The following is a 17,143-nucleotide window of genomic DNA, read 5'->3' as shown; positions in this document are numbered from 1 at the left end:
CAATATAAAACCCGCCAACTGGCGGGTTTTATATTGTTGCGTTGGCGGGATCAGTTCAGCACTGTCCGGGTATCCGGCGCCGTCTGGTAGAGCCCTTTCTGGTAGGCCAGACTCCCCCACAGCGCCAGCCCGAGGGCGGCATCCTTCATGGCATCCGGTTGCGGTGCAGGTGTGAGGGTTTCGCTGGCATCCTCATAGATGAAGCCTTGCGCCGGACGCTCCGGTTGCAGGATCACCACATCCTTGCCCCGCATCAGGGCGAAGTTCTTGTCGTACTGCATGATGGCGCGCCCCGGCCAGTCGGCTGGCATGCGGGTCAGATCCTTGCCCAGCATGGGATAGTCGGCGCTTATCCCCATCAGGGAGAGCAGGGTCGGTGCCATGTCGATCTGGCTGACGATGCGCGGGTCCTGCTTCGGGGTTATGCCGTCACCGATGATGACGCCGGGAATGTGGAAGCGGGGAATGGGGACCAGACTGTCACCACCAACCCGACTGTCGTGGTCGGCGATGACCAGAAACAGGGTGTCTTTCCAGTAGTCGGACTGCTTCGCCTTCTTGAAGAACTCCCCGATGGCGTAGTCCGCGTACTTGGCGGCGTTGTTGCGGGTCTGCTTGGGTTGTTCGTAGAGCGCGATGCGATCGTCCGGGAATTCAAAAGGATCGTGGTTGCTGGAGCTGAACACCAGGCTGAAGAAGGGCTTGCCCTCCTTGTGCAGCGCCTTGAAGGTCTCGTCTGCCTTGGTCATCAGGTCCTCGTCGGAGGCGCCCCAAGAGCCCTCGAATACCGGGTTCTTGAAGTCTTTCTGTTCGACTATGGTGGTAAAGCCGTTGCCGAGGAAGAAGCTGCGCATGTTGTCGAAATGGCTCTCGCCACCATAGATGAAGCTGGTGTCGTAGCCGCGTTGCTTGAGCAGATCCGCGATGGTAAAGAAGTTGGTCTGGCTCTTGCCTAGCTTGACCACGGCCTGGGCCGGGGTCGGCGTGAAACCGGTCAGCACAGCTTCTATGCCGCGCACCGAACGGGTGCCAGTGGCGTAGAGCTGCTCGAATGCCCAACCCTGTTGCGAGAGAGCATCCAGATTGGGGGTGAGCGGCAGGCCGCCGAGGGAGCCGACGAACTGGGCTCCCAGGCTCTCTTGCAACAGGATCACCAGATTCTTGGGTTGGCCGATATAGCTGGCTTCGTTGAAGGTCTGGCTGGGCAGGGCCGTCGAGCTGAAGTCATGGGGCTCGCGGCCGCTCTCCTGGCGAATGAGGTCAAGGATCTGTTGCCGAGGCAACTGGCCATAGAACTGGCTGGCATCCTCTTCGCCCCCCATCTGCTTGATGGCGAAAAACACCGAGTAGGCGGAGTTGACGGTAAGGGCATTGATCAGAGGGTCGCTGGCAAAGGCGACCATGGCCGGATTCAGAGGGCGATGACCCAGACTGGAGCGGGCGCCGAGGAAGCCGATGGTGAGAATGAGCAGGGCGAAGGCCGGGCGCAGATACCAGCGGGGGAAGCTGAGTCCGCGCAGCAGACGACCGCTCAGCCACCAACCTCCTCCCAGGGTCAGCAGGCTGAACAACATGGCGATCAGCAGTTCACCCTTGCGGCCGGCCCACAGCATGGAGAGCACTTCTTTCGGATAGATGAGGTACTCCACATAGAGGCGGTTGGGCCTCACGCCGTACTCGGTCACGAAAGAGGGAGTGGAGATCTCGAGGAAGAGCATCAGCCAGAGTCCCAGCGTCAGCCAGACCCTGATGAGCTGCAACCAGGCCCGGCCAATGGCGTGGGGCCCGGCCAGCAGCATGGTCAGCATGGCGGGGACACCCCACAGCCAGCAGAGGGTCGCGATATCGACCCGCAGCCCTTGCAGCAGCATCTCTGGCCAACCTGCGACGGCATTGACCCGTTCCAGTTGCCAAACGCCGAGGCCGACTCGGCTGGCGGAGAGAGAGACAAGCGCGATAAATGAAAAAACGGCGATGGGCCAAAACGGTCCCAGCCATTGTCTGATAGTGGTCATTGTTGTTCCTACAAGCCTGTTTGCACCCGTCCTCAGGCACATTGTTTTTATATTGCAGGCTTATGACACTGAGCTTTGAGAAAGGTTGCGTGTAGTTGCCGATAAAAGGGATGTTTTGGCACGATTTATGCCCTTTATGTGACAAGACGCAGGGATTGAAGACAGCATAAATGGCTGGAAAAAGTGTGATCCGTCCTGCAAAGCGGCGCTGGGGGCTTGTTTATAATGGCGCCGAATTTTCTCAATCGGAGCCGAAGGGATGCCGGTTTTTATCGATGTGGAATATTTGCAGGGATGGCGGCTGTTTGTGGTGCTCTCCGACGGTACCACGGGAGCGCTGGATCTGGCCCCCTGGCGCACACAGCCCCTGTTTGCGGCGCTGGATTCGGAGCGGCGCTGTGCCAGGGTCTTCATCAACCGCCGTCATCAGCTGGAATGGCCCGCTGGCTGCACCCTCTCGGCCCACGAGGTGTATCACCTGATCAAACCCATCAATGAGCGGGAAGCCTTCAACTAACCCTCTTTTTGTGAGCCATCCCCAGATTCCTGTAACTGGAATGTTTGTCCGTTTGCCTTCTCTACCCAATTTGGGTAAAACCTGCGCAACATTTTGCCAACCCTCTCTTGCCGTCGCCTGACAAGGCTTGCCACATCTTGGTCGCAGGCCTTTTTTGCGGCCAGATGGCAAACCTTTCCCCAGCAGAAAGGTTTTTTGGTAGAGATTAAAAAAACAAGATAAATAGATAGATAAGGAAAATTCATGGCTCATTTTATGCGCACCCCTCTCGCCTTGCTGGTGGGTGGCCTCGCCTGCCACGGCGCAGCCGGTCAGGAGCAGGTGCAACGGCTGGAGCCCATGGTGGTGGTCGCCAGCCGCCCGACCAGCACTCTGGAAGTGACCCTGGATCCCAAGAAGCCGGGCTCCCCCATGCCTGCCGCCGATGGCGCCGGTTATCTGAAGAACGTCACCGGCATGAGCATGGTGCGCAAGGGGGGGCTGGGGGGCGATCCCGTGCTGCGGGGGATGGGCATGTCCCGCCTCAACGTGCAGATGGATGGCGGCATGCTGGCCGGTGGCTGTGGCGGTCGCATGGACCCGCCCACCGCCTATGTATTTCCCCAATCTTTCGACCGGATACGGGTGTTGAAGGGGCCGCAATCCCTGGAGCAGGGTGCCACCCTGGCGGGAACCGTGCTGTTTGAGCGAGACAGACCCGAGTTCAGTGCTCCCGGTGTCAAGGCCGAAGCCTCGGCGCTGTATGGCAGTTCCGGTCGTGACGACCAGATGCTGGATGCCACCGTCGGCGCCCCCGAGGGCTATCTGCGCGGCCAGTTCACCCACTCCGACAGCGATGACTACCGCGATGGTCATGGCGACAAGGTGCGCTCCTTCTATCGTCGGGAAAACGGCACGGCCCAGCTGGGCTGGACGCCGGGCGACAATACCCTGCTCGAGCTGACCGCCGAGCGCAGCAACGCCCGCGCCGCCTACGCGGATCGCATGATGGATGGCCCCATGTTCGACCGGGAGTCTTTCGGTCTCAAGTTCAAGCAGGAGGCGATCAGCCAGCAGTGGCGCCGCAGTGAGCTGACGCTGTGGGACAACGACATAGACCACATCATGGACAACTTCAGCCTGCGGCCAAACAGCGGCATCAAGATGCTTTCCAACCCGGATCGTCGCAATACCGGCGGCCGCTGGGCCAACGATATCGCCCTGCCGGCCGACTGGTTGCTGACCGCCGGACTCGATGCCAACCGGGATCAGCACAGGGCCCGCAGTGGTGTGGATTACGCCAGCCAGCCTCGCCAGCGTACTTTGCGATTCGAACAGCAAGGCTGGTTCAGCGAGCTGGGTCGCCAACAGGGGGCCCACAGCTACAAGGGGGGTTATCGTCAGGATCGGGTGGAGACCACCAAATATGGCGCCGGCGATCAGACCCTCTATAGCGACAAGCTGGTGCTCGACAGCGGCTTTGGCCGCTACGAATACCAGTGGTCGCCAGCCTGGTCGAGCTATCTGGCCTGGGGCCAGGCCGAGCGGGCACCGGATTACTGGGAGCGCAGCAAGGACAGGGTCCCCTTCACTCTCAACCCCGAGCGCAGCCGCCAGTGGGATGCCGGGCTGGCCCTGCGCAGCCGCGATCTGGATCTGACCCTCTCCCTGTTCAGTGCCGACATCAAGGACTACCTGCTCTATCACAGCAAGTCGAACCAGGTGCGCAACATAGAGGCCCAGACCCGGGGCGGCGAGCTGGAAGGGCGCTGGCAGTTTGCCGAACAGTGGCGCCTCGATGGTGGTCTGGCAGTGGTCTACGGCGAAAACCGGAGCGACAGCAAGCCGCTGGCCCAGATGCCACCACTCGATGGCAAGCTGGCCCTGGGCTGGCAGCCGGATGAGGACTGGAGCTTTACGCTGCTGGGGCGCGCCGTCGCGGCGCAGAAGAGGGTAGATGTGGGATCGGGCACTGTGGCCGGTCAGGATCAGGGGGAGACACCTGGTTTCTTCACCATGAACCTGAGCGGTGCCTGGCAGGTGAGCGAAGGGTGGCAGTTGTCCGCCGGTATCGACAACCTGTTCGATACCTTCTACTACGAGCACCTCTCCAAGTCGGTACACGCCAGCCAGGCTGGGCTGGGGTATGAGCAGATTGGTCGTATTCCCGAGCCGGGCCGCGCCTTCTGGCTGTCAGTCAACTATCGCTTCGCCTCTGCCGGCGTGCTTTGAACCGGGTGTGTGCCAACTGCCAGCCAGGGGGCTCTAACCGACTGAAGCGGGTAACGTTTTCAGTCACAGACCCGCAGTGGTGAGCTGGGTATCATGGCTTCAAGGGTGGCGCGCTCTGCGCCAGCACCACCACAGCGGGAAGATAACAATGAAACAAGGACGTTTGCGCTATGGCGGCCTGCTCGGGGCCGCATTGTTCCTGACGGCGTGCGGCAGCGGGGGCGGTGGCTCCAGCAGCGAGGCTCAGCCACCTCTGGTCAATCCACCGGTGACCTCGGCCAGCCGCGCCTGTTACGGCAATGACCAGGCCGCCTGCAACCTGAGAACCTATCAGGTGATGGTGGAGTCTTTCGTCGATGGCGACAGCGCCGCCAACTACGGCGTCGGTTATGGCCCCTCCGGGCACAACGGCGATCTGCAAGGGATCATCGACAGCCTGGATCACATCAAGAGCCTCAACGTCAACGCCATCTGGCTCACCCCTGTATTTGACTCCTGCGCGGGTCAGGGGGGGGATGACAAGCTGGATGCTACCGGCTACTTCGCCTGTGATTTTTTCACCGTGGATCCCAACTTTGGCAGCAATGCCCAGCTCAAACAGCTGGTGGATGCGGCGCACCAGCGCGGCCTTTACGTCTTCCTCGATGGCGTGTTCGGTCACGTCAACAAGGTGGGAGTGAGCAAGCCGTCGCCAGAGGGGCGCCAGCCTGCGCTCAAGAGCGGGGGGGCCGGTTATCCGGGCCAGCTGGTGGATTACAGCCAACCCGAGAGCCTCGCCTACTTCAAGGAGGTGGCGCGTTACTGGGTCGAACAGTACGGCATCGATGGCTGGCGACTGGATCAGGCCTATCAGCTGGGGCTGGACGAATGGCGTGCCATTCGCGGCGAGGTCGAACAGGCCAGTGCGGCACGCAAGGCAGCGGGCCAACAGTGGGGCACCCTGGGCTACATGGTGGGTGAGGTATGGAAGAGTGCTGACGAGATCCGGGCCCAGGCTTATGGCCCGAGCGACAAGCCGGCGCTCTCCTCGGCATTCGACTTCCCGCTGCGCTACGGCATAGTACAGGCGCTGGCGGTGGAGGAGTCCGGCAAGGGCGGGCAGGGGGCCAGCGTGCTGGATGCCAGCTGGAACAAGGTGGAGAACTACCCCAGCCACGCCATGCCAAATCTGATGCTGGGCAACCACGATTTGGTACGCTTCGGTGACCTGCTGGAGCGGGGAAATTTCAATCCGGCGGACTACTGGCAGCGCCACAAGGCGGCCTTCAGCTTCCTCGCGGCTCGCTCAGGCCCCATCACCTTCTATTACGGCGAGGAGTTTGGCGACGAGGTACCGGGCTTTGCCAAGCAGGTGAGCGGCGACTGCGCGGCGCAGGGACTCTGTGACGATCACGTGGCCCGCAGCGATGGCAAGGTGCCCGGTGTCACCGGTTTCGTGCCGAGCAGCGATCAGGCCGAGCTCAAGCAGTGGCTCAGCCAGTTGCTGGCGATGCGCGCCACGCATCCCGCCCTCTATCAGGGGGAGCGAGTCAAGCTGGTGGCCGATGGCAGTGTTTATGGCGACATCAAACAGACGGCGGCAGAGCAGATTGTCTACCTGCTCAACGTCTCCACCACGCCTCAAAGCTATGCCCTGCCGGTCGGCAAACTGCGTAGTGGCAGTGCCCTGGTGGATCTGCAAAGCGGCGAGAGTCTGGCGCTGGGTGGCAGCAGTGTGACGGTGGACTTGCCACCGCTGAGCGGTCGCTTCCTGCTGTTGCAATAAGGCTGGCGAGTAACAACAAGGGCTCCAGTCTGGAGCCCTTGTTCATTGTGGTGGGTTACTTCTCGATACCGCTGCCAAGCTCGTCCTGATGGGTATTGGCGGCAGGCGCATGGCTATTGCCGTGGCGCCAGCTCTCCAGCCGGTTGTGCACCCCGCGGCGCAGACTCTTGAAGCTGGTCTCGAGATAATCCACCCCCACCAGAATGGCCAGGGTGACGCCGGTGAGCAACACGGCCTGGTGCAGCATCTCCATGCCGATGAGGGCGCCGAGTGCCGCCAGCATCCAGACGGTCGCAGCCGAGGTGACGCCCAGTACCTGACCATCCCGGGTCATCATGACGCCGGCGCCGAGAAAGCCGATCCCCGTGATGAGTTGACCCAGCACCCGTGCCTGATCGGCTCCCTGGGGGCTGACGGCGGCACCGATGGCGAGAAAGCAGTAAGTGCCGAGAATGATGAGCGAAGAGGTGCGGATCCCGACCGGCTTGCCGCGCAGTTGCCGCTCCAGCCCCACCAGGGTGCCGCATACCAGGCAGGCCAGGATGTTCTCCCAGCCAAGGGGCGCTATGTCCCACCAATCCGCTGTCATCATAATCACCTCTGCTGTCGATGCTTGTTATCCTGCCGCGCTTTGCCCCCGGTTTTCCAGCCGTTGCCGGAAGGCCCTGGCCAGGCGCTCGTAGAGGTCCTTTGCCTCTCTGTCCTCAATATCGCCACGTATCCAGGGATTGTCGATGATTTCCAGCAGCACGCAGTCGCGCCCCTGCTGGCGCAGGTCGACCCCGAACAGGCCGTTGCCGAGCTGATGCACGGCGCGGCGGGCCGTTTGCAGCACTCGTTCCGGTACCTCGGTGAGCGGCAGTGCCTCTATCCGGCTCATGTCGAGGGGGTGTTTGCGGCGGCGGATGCGGTTGCCGGGTTCGGGGCGGTAGCGGCGACAGGCGAACAGCGGCGAGCCGTCGAGAAAGCCGATACGCCAGTCAAATTCGGCAGGGATCCGGCTTTGCACCAGCAGCAGGGCGGAGCGACCCAGTCCTTCGTCCAACAGGCGGGCAAGCTGCTGTTCATCGCTGGCCATGGCGAGATCCCGCCCCTGGGCACCGTCGGGCACTTTTACCATCAACGGCAGGTCGAGCCGCTGCACCAGCTCGTCCACCTGGTGGCGACCACGGCGGGTGACCACCATGGTGGGCGGCATGGGCACGCCGCTGCGCACCATCAGCTCGTAGAGATAGAGCTTGTTGCTGCAGGCGAGGATGGCGCGGGAGCTGTCGATCACCGGCATCTTGAGCTGCTCGGCGCGGCGGGCAAATTCGAAGGTGTAGTGGCCGACGGCGGTTTCTGCCCGCAGCCAGAGGGTGTCGAACTCCGGCAGCCGCTCTATGGCGGAGGGGGCAAGTATCTCGGCCTGGATCCCCTGTGCAGCGGCCGCCTTGATGAAGCGGTCGAGGGCCAGGGCATCGCTGCTGGCGCGGCCATCATCGGGATCCACCAGGATAGCGAGCTGGTAGAGCGGCGCCGCATGCTCCCCATCCCCGGCGCCGACCAGCGCCTGGGCATGGTGCAGCATCAGTGCCTTCTCGCTCTGGCTCAGATCCAGTGGAGACAGGCTTTGTTGCTGGCGCACCGACCAGCCGTGCCGACCGCGTTTGAGGGTCAGCTCCTGCAGCGGCAACTGGCTCAGGCCGTAGTAGTAGCGGGCCAGTCCCGCCAGCTCGCTCTGTTCGCTCTGACCGAAGATGGCGCGAACCCGAATGCGATCCTCGCTCTGCTGGGCCAGCCAGCCCTGCACCTTGCGCCACAGCTTGGCTGGCGGCTGCTGGGGTTGCAACACGCTGATGGCTTGCAATCCCGGCAGGCAGTGATGACCCCGGGCCTGCGCCAGCAGGGAGCAGTAGTAGCCCGCGCTCAGGTGCTCCAGATCGCGGCAGAGGTTGATGATGCGGGGTCTGCCGCCCGTGGTCGGCACGCCGTGTTGCAGGTAGGTGCGGGCGGTCAGCAGATAATCGGCATGGCAAGGCCAGTCGCCCAGCTCTTCGACGATGACATAGGTACTCATAGTTCTTCGGCTCCACAGAAAGGACTGCCTTGAATGGCAGTATCCCCAGTGGGCTTCGATGCACCGACAAGCACGACAATGGCGCGAGGGGAAACAAGAGGTTACAGTGCCTAATATTCTGCTTTGGTAACTTGTGATACAAGTCGCATTTCTGGTGCTGAAGATAAATAACCGAACAAGGACTCCCTGTGTTGACCGTGCGCGCGGCCCGAACCGATGATTTGGGCGCCATCGTTAAGCTGGAACGCTACTGCTTTCCCCCCGAAGTCGCCTTTGGCCGCAGCCGCTGGCACTATCTGCTCACCCACGCCAAGGGGCGCACCCTGCTGCTGCTGGATGAGACGTCACAGCTGATGGGATATCTCAGCCTGCTGGAGCACAGAGGGTGGGATCGGCTGGTGATCCAGACCCTCGCCATCCGCTGGACCATTCGTCGTCAGGGCTGGGCCCGCCGTCTGCTGGAGCAGGTGATCCGGGAGGGGCGCGAAGCTGGCTGGGGGGCAGTGCGCCTCGAGGTGGGCGATGCCAATGAAGAGGCGCTTGCCCTCTATCAGGCGCTGGGATTCAAGGCACAGCAGAGGTTGCCGGATTACTATGGCCGCGACCAGCATGCTCACCGGCTGGTGTTGTCACTCATTGGTGACGAGGAGCGTCAGCTGCGCGGTCTGGCCCGCAAGCACCGCATAGGCGGTAAAGCAGCCTTGCAACACGGCAAGGCGGGCTGCTCAGGATGAGTTGTGAAGACTGCCTTGCCACCGCCATCAAGGCCAAGCTGGGGCGCTGCCCTGTCTGCGCCATCCAGACGTTTGTCATCGGCCTGATCGGCTGGCTGGTGTGGTGGTGGTTTGGTGCCGACACCTCGGTCAATGCCCTCACTGGTCTGCTGTTCGCGCTGGGAGGCTCAGGCCTGTTCCTGCTCCATCTGGTGGTATTTGTCTGGCGAAAGGTGACCGGGCGTGAATTGAGCGATGAATGAATCTGAGTGGATTCAAACACATAAATAACAATATCGGTGTAGATATGGAGGTTCAGATGATTGCAATGGTAACGGGTGCTTCGTCCGGCTTTGGGGAGGCCATCAGCCGCCAGCTGGTGAACGCGGGTTACAGGGTGATAGGCACAGGCCGACGTGCTGAACGTCTGGCTGCCTTGGGCGATGAGCTGGGTGACAGCTTCCTGCCGCTGGTATTCGACGTGCAGGACAAGACGGCGACTCAAGCCGCCATCGCTGGCCTGCCGGCTGCCTGGCAAGAAGTGGATCTGCTGGTCAACAACGCCGGTCTGGCCCTGGGGCTGGAACCCGCCCACAAGGCGGATCTCGAAGACTGGGAGCAGATGATAGCCACCAATATCAGCGGCCTGACCCTGCTCACCCGCCTGCTGCTGCCAGGCATGGTGGCGCGCAATCGTGGCCACGTAGTCAACATAGGCTCCATCGCAGGCACCTACCCCTATCCGGGCGGCAACGTCTACGGCGCCACCAAGGCGTTCGTGAAGCAGTTCAGCTTGAACCTGCGCGCCGATCTGGCGGGCACCGCCATCCGCGTCACCAATGTGGAGCCGGGTCTGTGCGGCGGCACCGAGTTCTCCAACGTGCGCTTCCACGGTGACGATGCCAAGGCGGCCACCGTCTATCAGGGGGTGCAGGCCATTCAGCCGGAAGACATCGCCAACACAGTGCTCTGGGTCAGCCAGCAGCCCGCCCACGTCAATATCAACAGTATCGAGATCATGCCGGTGGCGCAGACCTTCGGCCCGCTCCATATCAGCCGTCGCTGACGGCTGTAGCTGACGAAATAAAAGAGGCACCCTTGGGTGCCTCTTTTATTTGCTGAGTCGGTCAGAGGCTCATGATCTTCTTGAACTCCTCCTCTGAATATTTCTTCTCCGTGCTCTTGGTGAGATCCGTCATCAGCTTGTAGCGCAACTCTTTGGCCATCTGGTAGGTCTGCTCCAGCTGGCCGTAGGAGTAGTCGGCGGCCAGTCCGAGCGCGGTGGCCTTGTCGTTGGTGTAGGTCTGCTTGAGGGTCTTGTCGAGCACCGCCACTTCCTTGTAGAGCTTGGCGCTCTCCTTGCTCCAGACGCCCCGCAGCAGCGGCAGATACTTGTCCGGATTGGTGTTGGCCAGCGCTGTCAGGCTGCGGAACTGCCAGTAGGCGGAATCATCGGAGTAGCTGTCGCTGCCGATGCGATAGGGCAGAGGGTAGGATTCCAGTGGGCTGTAGAGCGGCACCATCACGGATTCGGCCAGCACGCCGTAGCTCTGCCAGATGAGCCCCTGCAGCTCCTTGGGCATCTCCTTGCGCAGCTGGATCACGTGGGATTCGAGCTGACGATCGATGCGGATCGGTCGCTCCGCCTTGCCAGCGAGCGGCGTGCCCTCATAGGTGGCGCTCAGCACCCTGGCCACGTCCGGCACGGCGATGGGGGCATCCGGTTTCATGAACAGCGGGTATTGCGCCTGCCGGGTCGCCTGCTGGTGGGAGGCTGTCAGCATTTGTTGGCCGAGCCACTCCCGATCCACGTTATAGGGGTCGGCAATGACCCCGAACGCCTTGGCGAAATTGAAGTCCTTGGGATCGGCGTTATCCAGCAGCTTGTGCTGGTGCACGAACTCCAGAAGCTTGGGCGAGTGCAGCACATCGGCGCTGTCTAGATTGACGCCGTGGATGCGCAGACCGTTGGCCACCATGGCGTAGCTGTCGTCCGGCACCTGCACCGCGATCCAGTGGTGGCCGGAGCCAATCTCCATCAGCCAGGCCTCGTTCACATCCGCCAGGTAGAGGCTGTTGCCCTCACCGGCGCCATATTGCTCCACATAGCGGCCAAGCAGCGCGACGCCTTCTTTGGCGCTCCTGGCCTGCGGCAGGATCAGGGTGGGGATGATGGCTTCAATCACTCCCTTCTCGATCAGCGGATCGGCTTTTTGGGCACTGTCGTTGACCTCGGCACTGGTGGTGGCCGAGAGGGCGACGTTGAACTCGTTGATGCCGCGCTCCTCATAATATTTGCCCGCGGGGTCGCTGGTGGCGGCGTCCCAGTCGCGAATGGCGGAGTAGGCGAGGAAGGCCTTGGGCATGGGCACTTCCAGCCCGTTGCCGAGCTTCCAGACCTTGCCCTCGTTCTGCTGGGCGGGTCGGAAGGCCAAATACTTGTTCCAGTTGTTGACGCCAAAATCCTCGTTTCTGGCGATCATCACGCTGCCGTCGGCACTGGCGCCCTTGCCGACGACAAGGCCGGTGCAGGCGTCGGCACTGGTGCCAAGCAGGGTGAGCAGGGTGGCGGAGAGGAGACTCAAGGTGTGTTTTTTCATGGCATTGCCCGAAGCGTAACTGTGAGTGAAAGTCAGGCGGTGGGATGGGATGCGCGCTGCCGCAGGCCGATGGCGGCATGGAAGTATGCCGGTGGATTGGTCTGCCGATCATTGATGTCGCAAACATTTCATCCATAACACTGCTTGCTGGTTCTATCGTGCGCCAAAATTGTAGGCTTCTGCAGTTGTTTGTTTTGTGAACTGCGCGCTAATCCTTGGCTTTCTCTGGCAGAGGCGCTCGAGTGTAGAGAGATGTGCCGCAATATCATGACGGGGCGGCGCAGGAGTCATGATTCTGACGCCTGGCTTGCTACGAGCAATGGGCGTGGCGCCAGCCTGAGTGCAGGATTTGGCCCCATCTGGAAAGTTGGCCTGTAACTTGCTGGTTTAATTGACAATGGTGGGGCCTGGCGCCCCATGTTATCGAATCAGCCAAAGCGTCATGCCGGATCGGCATACAGATTGGAGTCCCCATGGATATCAAACCCTACAGCCAGCAACTTGCCCAGAGTGCGTCCAACTCCCGCGCCCTCACCACCCTCAGCGGTGCCGACAGTGGTCAGGGTGGCGGCTGGGAGGAGTTGGTCAACCTCTCCTCCCAGCGACTGACCAGCAAGGCGCAGCAGGCGCTCACCTATGAGCATCTGGCCAAGAACAGCAAGCTGCCGCCTGCGCTGGACATGAACTCGGACAAGGGGGGCATGATGCAGCAGCTGGTGGACAAGGCGCTTGGGTTTGATCGCAAGAAGTTCAACGAGATAGAGGTGAAGCTCAAGGCGATCGCCGACAACAAGCAACTCTCTGCCGAAGAGCGCGAGCAGCAGAGCAAGGCCTTGAACGAGCAGAAGGAGACCATGCTGCAAGATGCCGTGGATCGCCTCACCGGCAAGAAGAGCGAGCCAAAGGAAGAGACCAAGACTACCTGAGTGATGGCCTGCACGACTCGAACGGCAATCCGTGGTCATCGGGGGCAAGGTGTTGCCTCGGGTAATGACGCCGCCTTTCCCATGTGGAAGGGATGATGACATCACAATGAGAAAGGGAGGGGTGATGTCCCTCCCTTTTTGACGGGCTCTTGGGGTTGCTGCCTCCCCGGCCCCGTTTCTGCTCCGGCGCTATGTCTTCTCAGGCGCTATTTCTTCTCGGGTACTATTTTTTCTCGGGCACAATGCCGATACCCACCGCCTGGGTCTGGACAGCCTTGATCTGATCCCCTTTGGCGATCAGGGCAAACTGCGCCGGGTTGTGCACCTTGACCACCAGGGTGTGATCCACCCCTTTGACCGTGACCGTCTGCTGCACCTTGTCGACGTCGATGACGTCCCCATACAGTGTGACCTTGACACCCACCCCGGCCCCCGGCTTCTGGCCAGCGGCGGCCTTGTCCGCATCCATCTCGACGACGCGCTGTCTGACGCCAGCCGTGCCCTTGAGCAGTTCCAGATCCAGCATCTGCAGGTATCTCAGTGCCACCGTATCGCCAACCTTGAGGTTTTGCAGGTTGGTGACCTGTTCACCGGCGACTATGTCGAACGCTTCACCGGCGTCATTTTTCAGGCTGACCTTGCGGCTCGCCATGTCGATGGCAGTCACCGTCGCCTGGGCAGTCACGGCTTCAACCAGACTGGCCTTGCCCGGGGCGGTCGCGACTTCGGTGACCACCTCGGCGGCTTGCACCAGGCAGGTCGAGAGGGAGAGCAGACCGGCAATCCATGCATGCTTCAATTTCATGTTTCAGACCTTATGACGGGAAATGAGGATGAAAGGAGGTGGGCATGCAGGCCCGGATGGCACATGGCACCGCCTTCCTGACAGACCATAGCAGAGCCGCGCCTGACCAACCCACTGGACTCGAACGCAATGCGTGTTTTGATAGCCGGCTCCCGTTTTTTGACCTGCCGGAGCCACGGGCGCACAATCCCCTTGCATGCATTCAACCGAGGGCTTTGCCGTGTACAACTTCCAATATGCCAATCCTACCCGGGTCTGTTTTGGTGACGGCCAGATCGCCAGCCTGCCCGACCTGATCCCGGCAGGTAGTCGCCTGCTGGTGCTCTACGGCGGTGGCAGCATCAAGAAAAACGGCGTCTATGACCAGTTGACCCAGGCGTTGGCGGGGAGGGATTGGCAGGAGTTTTCAGGCATAGGGGCCAACCCCCAGTACGATCAGCTGATGGAGGCGGTGGCGCTGGTCAAGCGCGAGCGCATAGACTTCCTGCTGGCGGTCGGCGGCGGATCCGTGGTGGATGGCACCAAGTTCGTGGCCGCCGCGGCCTGCTTCGAGGGGGGGGATCCCTGGGAGATACTGCTGCACAAGGCGCCCGTCAAGGCGGCCCTGCCTCTGGGCTGCGTGCTGACCCTGCCCGCCACTGGCTCGGAGAGCAATCCCGCCGCCGTGGTGAGTCGGGGGGAGGCCAAGCTCTCCTTCATGAATCCGCTGGTGCAACCTGTGTTTGCCGTGCTCGATCCCACCACCACCTACAGCCTGCCCGCCCGCCAGATCGGCAATGGGGTGGTGGATGCCTTCGTCCACATCATAGAGCAGTACCTCACCTTCCCTGTGGGGGGCGAGGTGCAGGACCGGCTGGCGGAAGGCTTGCTGCAGGTGCTGGTGGATAACGGCCCCAAAGCCCTGGTGGATCCCACCCATTATCAGGTGCGCGCCAACCTGATGTGGGCCGCCAGCCTGGCGCTCAATGGTCTCATCGGCCGCGGCGTGCCCCAGGACTGGTCCACTCACGCCATCGGCCACCAGCTCACCGCGCTGCACGGGCTGGATCATGCCCAGAGTCTGGCGGTGGTGCTGCCCTCCCTGCTGCGTGAGCAGGCGGCCCAGAAGCAGGAGAAGCTGGCCCAGTTCGCCGAACGGGTCTGGCATTCGAGCCGGGAGGACAAGGCGCTGCACATCGAGGAGGCGATCATCCGCACCGAGCAGTTCTTCCAGCAGATGGGGGTGGGCACCCGTCTCGCCGACTACGGTCTGAGCGAGAGCTGCATCCCAGGTATCTGCTCCAACCTCAAGCGTTTCGGCCTGACGGCGCTGGGTGAGCAGCAGGACATAGATCCGGACAAGGTCGCCAGGATCCTTTCCCACGCGCTCTGAGCATTTGGCTGACGAGCTGAAAAGAAAACGCCCCGATTGTCGGGGTGTTTTGCATTTCGGGGTGAGGCGCTGAGGGCAGAGGATCAGGTGCCCAGATCCAGCTCACGCTCCAGCACAGCTGCTTTTTGGCGGGCCGGGTGGGTATTGAGGCGTTCCCAGTAGGTTTGCAGGTGCGGGAAGTGTGCCAGCTGGCCGCCCTGGGCCAGCAGATCCACCAGGAAGGAGTTCATGATGTCGGCGCCGGAGAGACGGTCCCCCACCAGATAGTGGCGAGTGCTCAAGACCGCATTTAGATAGCCCAGCACCTTGGCGCACTCCGCTTTGGCGTAGTCCGGCAGGAAGCGCATCGGGCTGCCATCCTTGCGCACGAACATGTCGAGCAGCAGCGGCAGTATGCCGGAGCTCTCGGCAAAGTGGATCCACTGCAGGTATTCGGGGTAGTCGGGGCTATCCTGAGCTGGCGCCAGCCGCTCGGGGGCGTGGCGGGCAATCAGGTACTCTGTGATGGCGCCGGATTCTGCCAGCACGCGTCCTTCCAGCTCGATGACAGGCGACTTGCCGAGGGGGTGGATGGCTTTCAGCTCGGGCGGCGCCAGAAAAGTGGTGGCATCGCGCTGGTAGGCCTTGATCTGGTAGGGCAAGCCCAGCTCTTCGAGCAGCCAGATGATGCGTTGGGAGCGGGATTTGTTCAGGTGGTGCAGGATTATCATTGGAACCTCGATTCGGTGGCAGGAGTCGGTATACGCGTCGGCGAGGTGACTGGTTCACCGGCATGGAGAAATCAAGAGAGCGGGCAGTGCCCGCTCTCTCGTTGGCTGACTCAGGCCTCCAGCGCCTGATCCAGATCCGCCAATATGTCCTCGATCGCTTCTATCCCCACAGACAAGCGGATCATCTCCGGCTTGACCCCGGCCCTGACCTGTTCCTCCTCGCTCAGCTGGCGATGGGTGGTGGAGGCGGGGTGGCAAGCCAGCGACTTGGCGTCACCTATGTTGACCAGCCGCTTGAAGATCTTGAGCGCATCGTAGAAGCGCACCCCCGCCTCATAGCCCTCCTTCAAGCCAAACGAAAGGATGGCCGACGGCCGACCGCCCATGTACTTCTCCGCCAGCAGATAGTGGGGATGTCCCGGCAGACCGGCGTAGCTGACCCAGGCTACCTTGGGATGATGCTTGAGGTGGTGGGCGACCTGAAGGGCGTTGTCCACGTGGCGCTCCATGCGCAGGCTCAGGGTTTCAAGCCCCTGCAGCAGCAGGAAGGCGTTCATGGGTGCCAGCGCCGCGCCGGTATTGCGCAAGGGCACTGTGCGTACCCGACCGATAAAGGCAGCCGGGCCAAAAGCCTCGGTATAGACCACACCGTGGTAGGAGGGCTCGGGCTGGGTGAGCTGGGGGAAGCGTTCGGCGTGATCCGCCCAGGGGAACTTGCCCGAGTCGACCACCACGCCACCCAGCGAGTTGCCGTGGCCGCCGACATATTTGGTCAGGCTGTGTACCACTATATCGGCGCCATGTTCGATGGGTTTGCACAGCACTGGCGTGGCGACCGTGTTGTCGACGATGAGCGGCACGCCACGGGCGTGGGCCACCTTGGCGAAGGCGGCCAGATCGACGATGTTGCCCGCCGGGTTGCCTATGCTCTCGCAGTAGACCGCCTTGGTCTTGTCGTCGATGAGGGCGGCGATGGCTTCGGCGCTGTCATCTTTGGCGAAGCGCACTTCAACCCCGAAGCTCGGCAGCATGTGGGCAAACAGTGTGTAGGTGCCGCCATAGAGCTGGGGTGTGGAGACTATGTTGTCACCGGCGGCGGTCAGCGCCTGGATGGCGTAGGTGATGGCGGCGGAACCCGCGGAGACCACCAGCCCGGCAATACCCCCTTCCAGCGCGGCCATTCGCTGTTCCAGCACATCGTTGGTGGGATTCATGATACGGGTATAGATGTTGCCCGGCACCGCCAGATTGAACAGATCCGCCCCGTGCTGGGCGCTGTCGAACTCGTAGGCCACCGTCTGGTAGATGGGCACGGCGACCGCCTTGGTAGTGGGATCGCTGGAAAAGCCGTGGTGCAGGGCCAGGGTCGCATCTTTCATCACACACTCCTTGTTGGATGTTGCTTGTCGCAGTGACAGCTGGGCAGTTATAGATGGATAGACGTCCAATC

15 protein-coding genes are annotated in these 17,143 nt (G+C 61.9%); 8 read left to right on the top strand and 7 right to left on the bottom strand.

The genetic code is table 11. From position 1 onward, the window contains the following. Positions 1-50: 50 nt before the first annotated feature. Entirely contained in the window at positions 51-2,015 is a 1,965-nt protein-coding gene (locus OKC28_RS03985; protein WP_270687601.1) for an LTA synthase family protein, read from the bottom strand. Positions 2,016-2,274: 259 nt separating this feature from the next. Here OKC28_RS03985 and OKC28_RS03980 point away from each other — a divergent pair, with 259 nt between their 5' ends. From OKC28_RS03980 to OKC28_RS03970, 3 genes are all read left to right on the top strand, one after another. Beyond that, positions 2,275-2,532, top strand: a complete 258-nt coding sequence (locus tag OKC28_RS03980) for a DUF2442 domain-containing protein (protein ID WP_021138962.1) — start codon at positions 2,275-2,277, stop codon at positions 2,530-2,532. 243 nt (positions 2,533-2,775) lie between these two features. Beyond that, a complete protein-coding gene (locus OKC28_RS03975) occupies positions 2,776-4,743 on the top strand; it encodes a TonB-dependent copper receptor (RefSeq protein ID WP_270687587.1) in 1,968 nt (655 codons plus the stop codon). A 148-nt stretch (positions 4,744-4,891) separates the two neighbouring features. Continuing rightward, positions 4,892-6,508 (top strand): alpha-amylase family protein, encoded by a 1,617-nt coding sequence (locus OKC28_RS03970; RefSeq protein ID WP_270687585.1) that lies wholly within the window; start codon positions 4,892-4,894, stop codon positions 6,506-6,508. Between the two features lie 55 nt (positions 6,509-6,563). On the opposite strand, the gene OKC28_RS03965 is transcribed toward OKC28_RS03970, so the two are convergent. Both OKC28_RS03965 and OKC28_RS03960 read right to left on the bottom strand, forming a co-directional pair. Further along, positions 6,564-7,100 carry an MgtC/SapB family protein gene (locus OKC28_RS03965; protein WP_005316094.1) on the bottom strand — a complete coding sequence of 179 codons (537 nt, stop codon included), beginning with the start codon at positions 7,098-7,100 and terminating at the stop codon, positions 6,564-6,566. Positions 7,101-7,124: 24 nt separating this feature from the next. Continuing rightward, positions 7,125-8,567 carry a RimK family protein gene (locus OKC28_RS03960; protein ID WP_270687582.1) on the bottom strand — a complete coding sequence of 481 codons (1,443 nt, stop codon included), beginning with the start codon at positions 8,565-8,567 and terminating at the stop codon, positions 7,125-7,127. Positions 8,568-8,755: 188 nt separating this feature from the next. Here OKC28_RS03960 and OKC28_RS03955 point away from each other — a divergent pair, with 188 nt between their 5' ends. From OKC28_RS03955 to OKC28_RS03945, 3 genes are read left to right on the top strand one after another with little or no spacing between them, the layout of a single operon-like run. Beyond that, the gene (locus OKC28_RS03955) at positions 8,756-9,301 is read left to right on the top strand and encodes a GNAT family N-acetyltransferase (protein ID WP_011899119.1); all 546 of its coding nucleotides are present in this window, start codon (positions 8,756-8,758) and stop codon (positions 9,299-9,301) included. Then, on the top strand, positions 9,298-9,543 hold the full coding sequence (locus OKC28_RS03950; protein WP_099991521.1) for a DUF3624 domain-containing protein: 246 nt from the start codon (positions 9,298-9,300) through the stop codon (positions 9,541-9,543). The genes OKC28_RS03955 and OKC28_RS03950 overlap by 4 nt, the downstream gene beginning before the upstream one ends. 56 nt (positions 9,544-9,599) lie before the next feature. After that, entirely contained in the window at positions 9,600-10,346 is a 747-nt protein-coding gene (locus tag OKC28_RS03945; RefSeq protein WP_270687579.1) for an SDR family oxidoreductase, read from the top strand. A 61-nt stretch (positions 10,347-10,407) separates the two neighbouring features. Here the strand turns inward: OKC28_RS03945 and OKC28_RS03940 are convergent, their stop codons facing one another. Then, the gene (locus OKC28_RS03940) at positions 10,408-11,880 is read right to left on the bottom strand and encodes a C69 family dipeptidase (protein WP_270687577.1); all 1,473 of its coding nucleotides are present in this window, start codon (positions 11,878-11,880) and stop codon (positions 10,408-10,410) included. Between the two features lie 473 nt (positions 11,881-12,353). Here OKC28_RS03940 and OKC28_RS03935 point away from each other — a divergent pair, with 473 nt between their 5' ends. Beyond that, positions 12,354-12,806: a hypothetical protein gene (locus tag OKC28_RS03935; protein WP_270687575.1), complete on the top strand. Its 453-nt coding sequence runs from the start codon at positions 12,354-12,356 to the stop codon at positions 12,804-12,806. A 223-nt stretch (positions 12,807-13,029) separates the two neighbouring features. Here the strand turns inward: OKC28_RS03935 and OKC28_RS03930 are convergent, their stop codons facing one another. Continuing rightward, positions 13,030-13,611, bottom strand: coding sequence for a hypothetical protein (locus OKC28_RS03930; protein ID WP_059111607.1), 582 nt, complete (start codon positions 13,609-13,611; stop codon positions 13,030-13,032). Positions 13,612-13,807: 196 nt separating this feature from the next. Between OKC28_RS03930 and OKC28_RS03925 the strand changes: the two genes are divergently transcribed. Continuing rightward, positions 13,808-14,983, top strand: a complete 1,176-nt coding sequence (locus OKC28_RS03925) for an iron-containing alcohol dehydrogenase (RefSeq protein WP_270687572.1) — start codon at positions 13,808-13,810, stop codon at positions 14,981-14,983. Between the two features lie 83 nt (positions 14,984-15,066). Here the strand turns inward: OKC28_RS03925 and OKC28_RS03920 are convergent, their stop codons facing one another. Both OKC28_RS03920 and OKC28_RS03915 read right to left on the bottom strand, forming a co-directional pair. After that, positions 15,067-15,693, bottom strand: a complete 627-nt coding sequence (locus tag OKC28_RS03920; RefSeq protein WP_270687570.1) for a glutathione S-transferase family protein — start codon at positions 15,691-15,693, stop codon at positions 15,067-15,069. Between the two features lie 110 nt (positions 15,694-15,803). Continuing rightward, entirely contained in the window at positions 15,804-17,072 is a 1,269-nt protein-coding gene (locus OKC28_RS03915) for an O-acetylhomoserine aminocarboxypropyltransferase/cysteine synthase family protein (protein ID WP_219593069.1), read from the bottom strand. Positions 17,073-17,143 lie beyond the last annotated feature (71 nt).

This window comes from Aeromonas sp. D3, from assembly GCF_027705025.1.
GTDB classification, from domain to species: domain Bacteria; phylum Pseudomonadota; class Gammaproteobacteria; order Enterobacterales; family Aeromonadaceae; genus Aeromonas; species Aeromonas salmonicida.
The sequence above is the reverse complement of the archived record's forward strand: the minus strand, read 5'-3'. Positions and strand labels throughout refer to the sequence as shown.

Bases quoted from the DNA above. Each gene is read 5' to 3' on its own strand.
- OKC28_RS03985 (WP_270687601.1), bottom strand. From the start codon at position 2,015: ATGACCACTATCAGACAATGGCTGGGACCGTTTTGGCCCATCGCCGTT.
- OKC28_RS03980 (WP_021138962.1), top strand. From the start codon at position 2,275: ATGCCGGTTTTTATCGATGTGGAATATTTGCAGGGATGGCGGCTGTTT.
- OKC28_RS03975 (WP_270687587.1), top strand. From the start codon at position 2,776: ATGGCTCATTTTATGCGCACCCCTCTCGCCTTGCTGGTGGGTGGCCTC.
- OKC28_RS03970 (WP_270687585.1), top strand. From the start codon at position 4,892: ATGAAACAAGGACGTTTGCGCTATGGCGGCCTGCTCGGGGCCGCATTG.
- OKC28_RS03965 (WP_005316094.1), bottom strand. From the start codon at position 7,100: ATGATGACAGCGGATTGGTGGGACATAGCGCCCCTTGGCTGGGAGAAC.
- OKC28_RS03960 (WP_270687582.1), bottom strand. From the start codon at position 8,567: ATGAGTACCTATGTCATCGTCGAAGAGCTGGGCGACTGGCCTTGCCAT.
- OKC28_RS03950 (WP_099991521.1), top strand. From the start codon at position 9,298: ATGAGTTGTGAAGACTGCCTTGCCACCGCCATCAAGGCCAAGCTGGGG.
- OKC28_RS03945 (WP_270687579.1), top strand. From the start codon at position 9,600: ATGATTGCAATGGTAACGGGTGCTTCGTCCGGCTTTGGGGAGGCCATC.
- OKC28_RS03940 (WP_270687577.1), bottom strand. From the start codon at position 11,880: ATGAAAAAACACACCTTGAGTCTCCTCTCCGCCACCCTGCTCACCCTG.
- OKC28_RS03935 (WP_270687575.1), top strand. From the start codon at position 12,354: ATGGATATCAAACCCTACAGCCAGCAACTTGCCCAGAGTGCGTCCAAC.
- OKC28_RS03930 (WP_059111607.1), bottom strand. From the start codon at position 13,611: ATGAAATTGAAGCATGCATGGATTGCCGGTCTGCTCTCCCTCTCGACC.
- OKC28_RS03925 (WP_270687572.1), top strand. From the start codon at position 13,808: ATGCATTCAACCGAGGGCTTTGCCGTGTACAACTTCCAATATGCCAAT.
- OKC28_RS03920 (WP_270687570.1), bottom strand. From the start codon at position 15,693: ATGATAATCCTGCACCACCTGAACAAATCCCGCTCCCAACGCATCATC.
- OKC28_RS03915 (WP_219593069.1), bottom strand. From the start codon at position 17,072: ATGAAAGATGCGACCCTGGCCCTGCACCACGGCTTTTCCAGCGATCCC.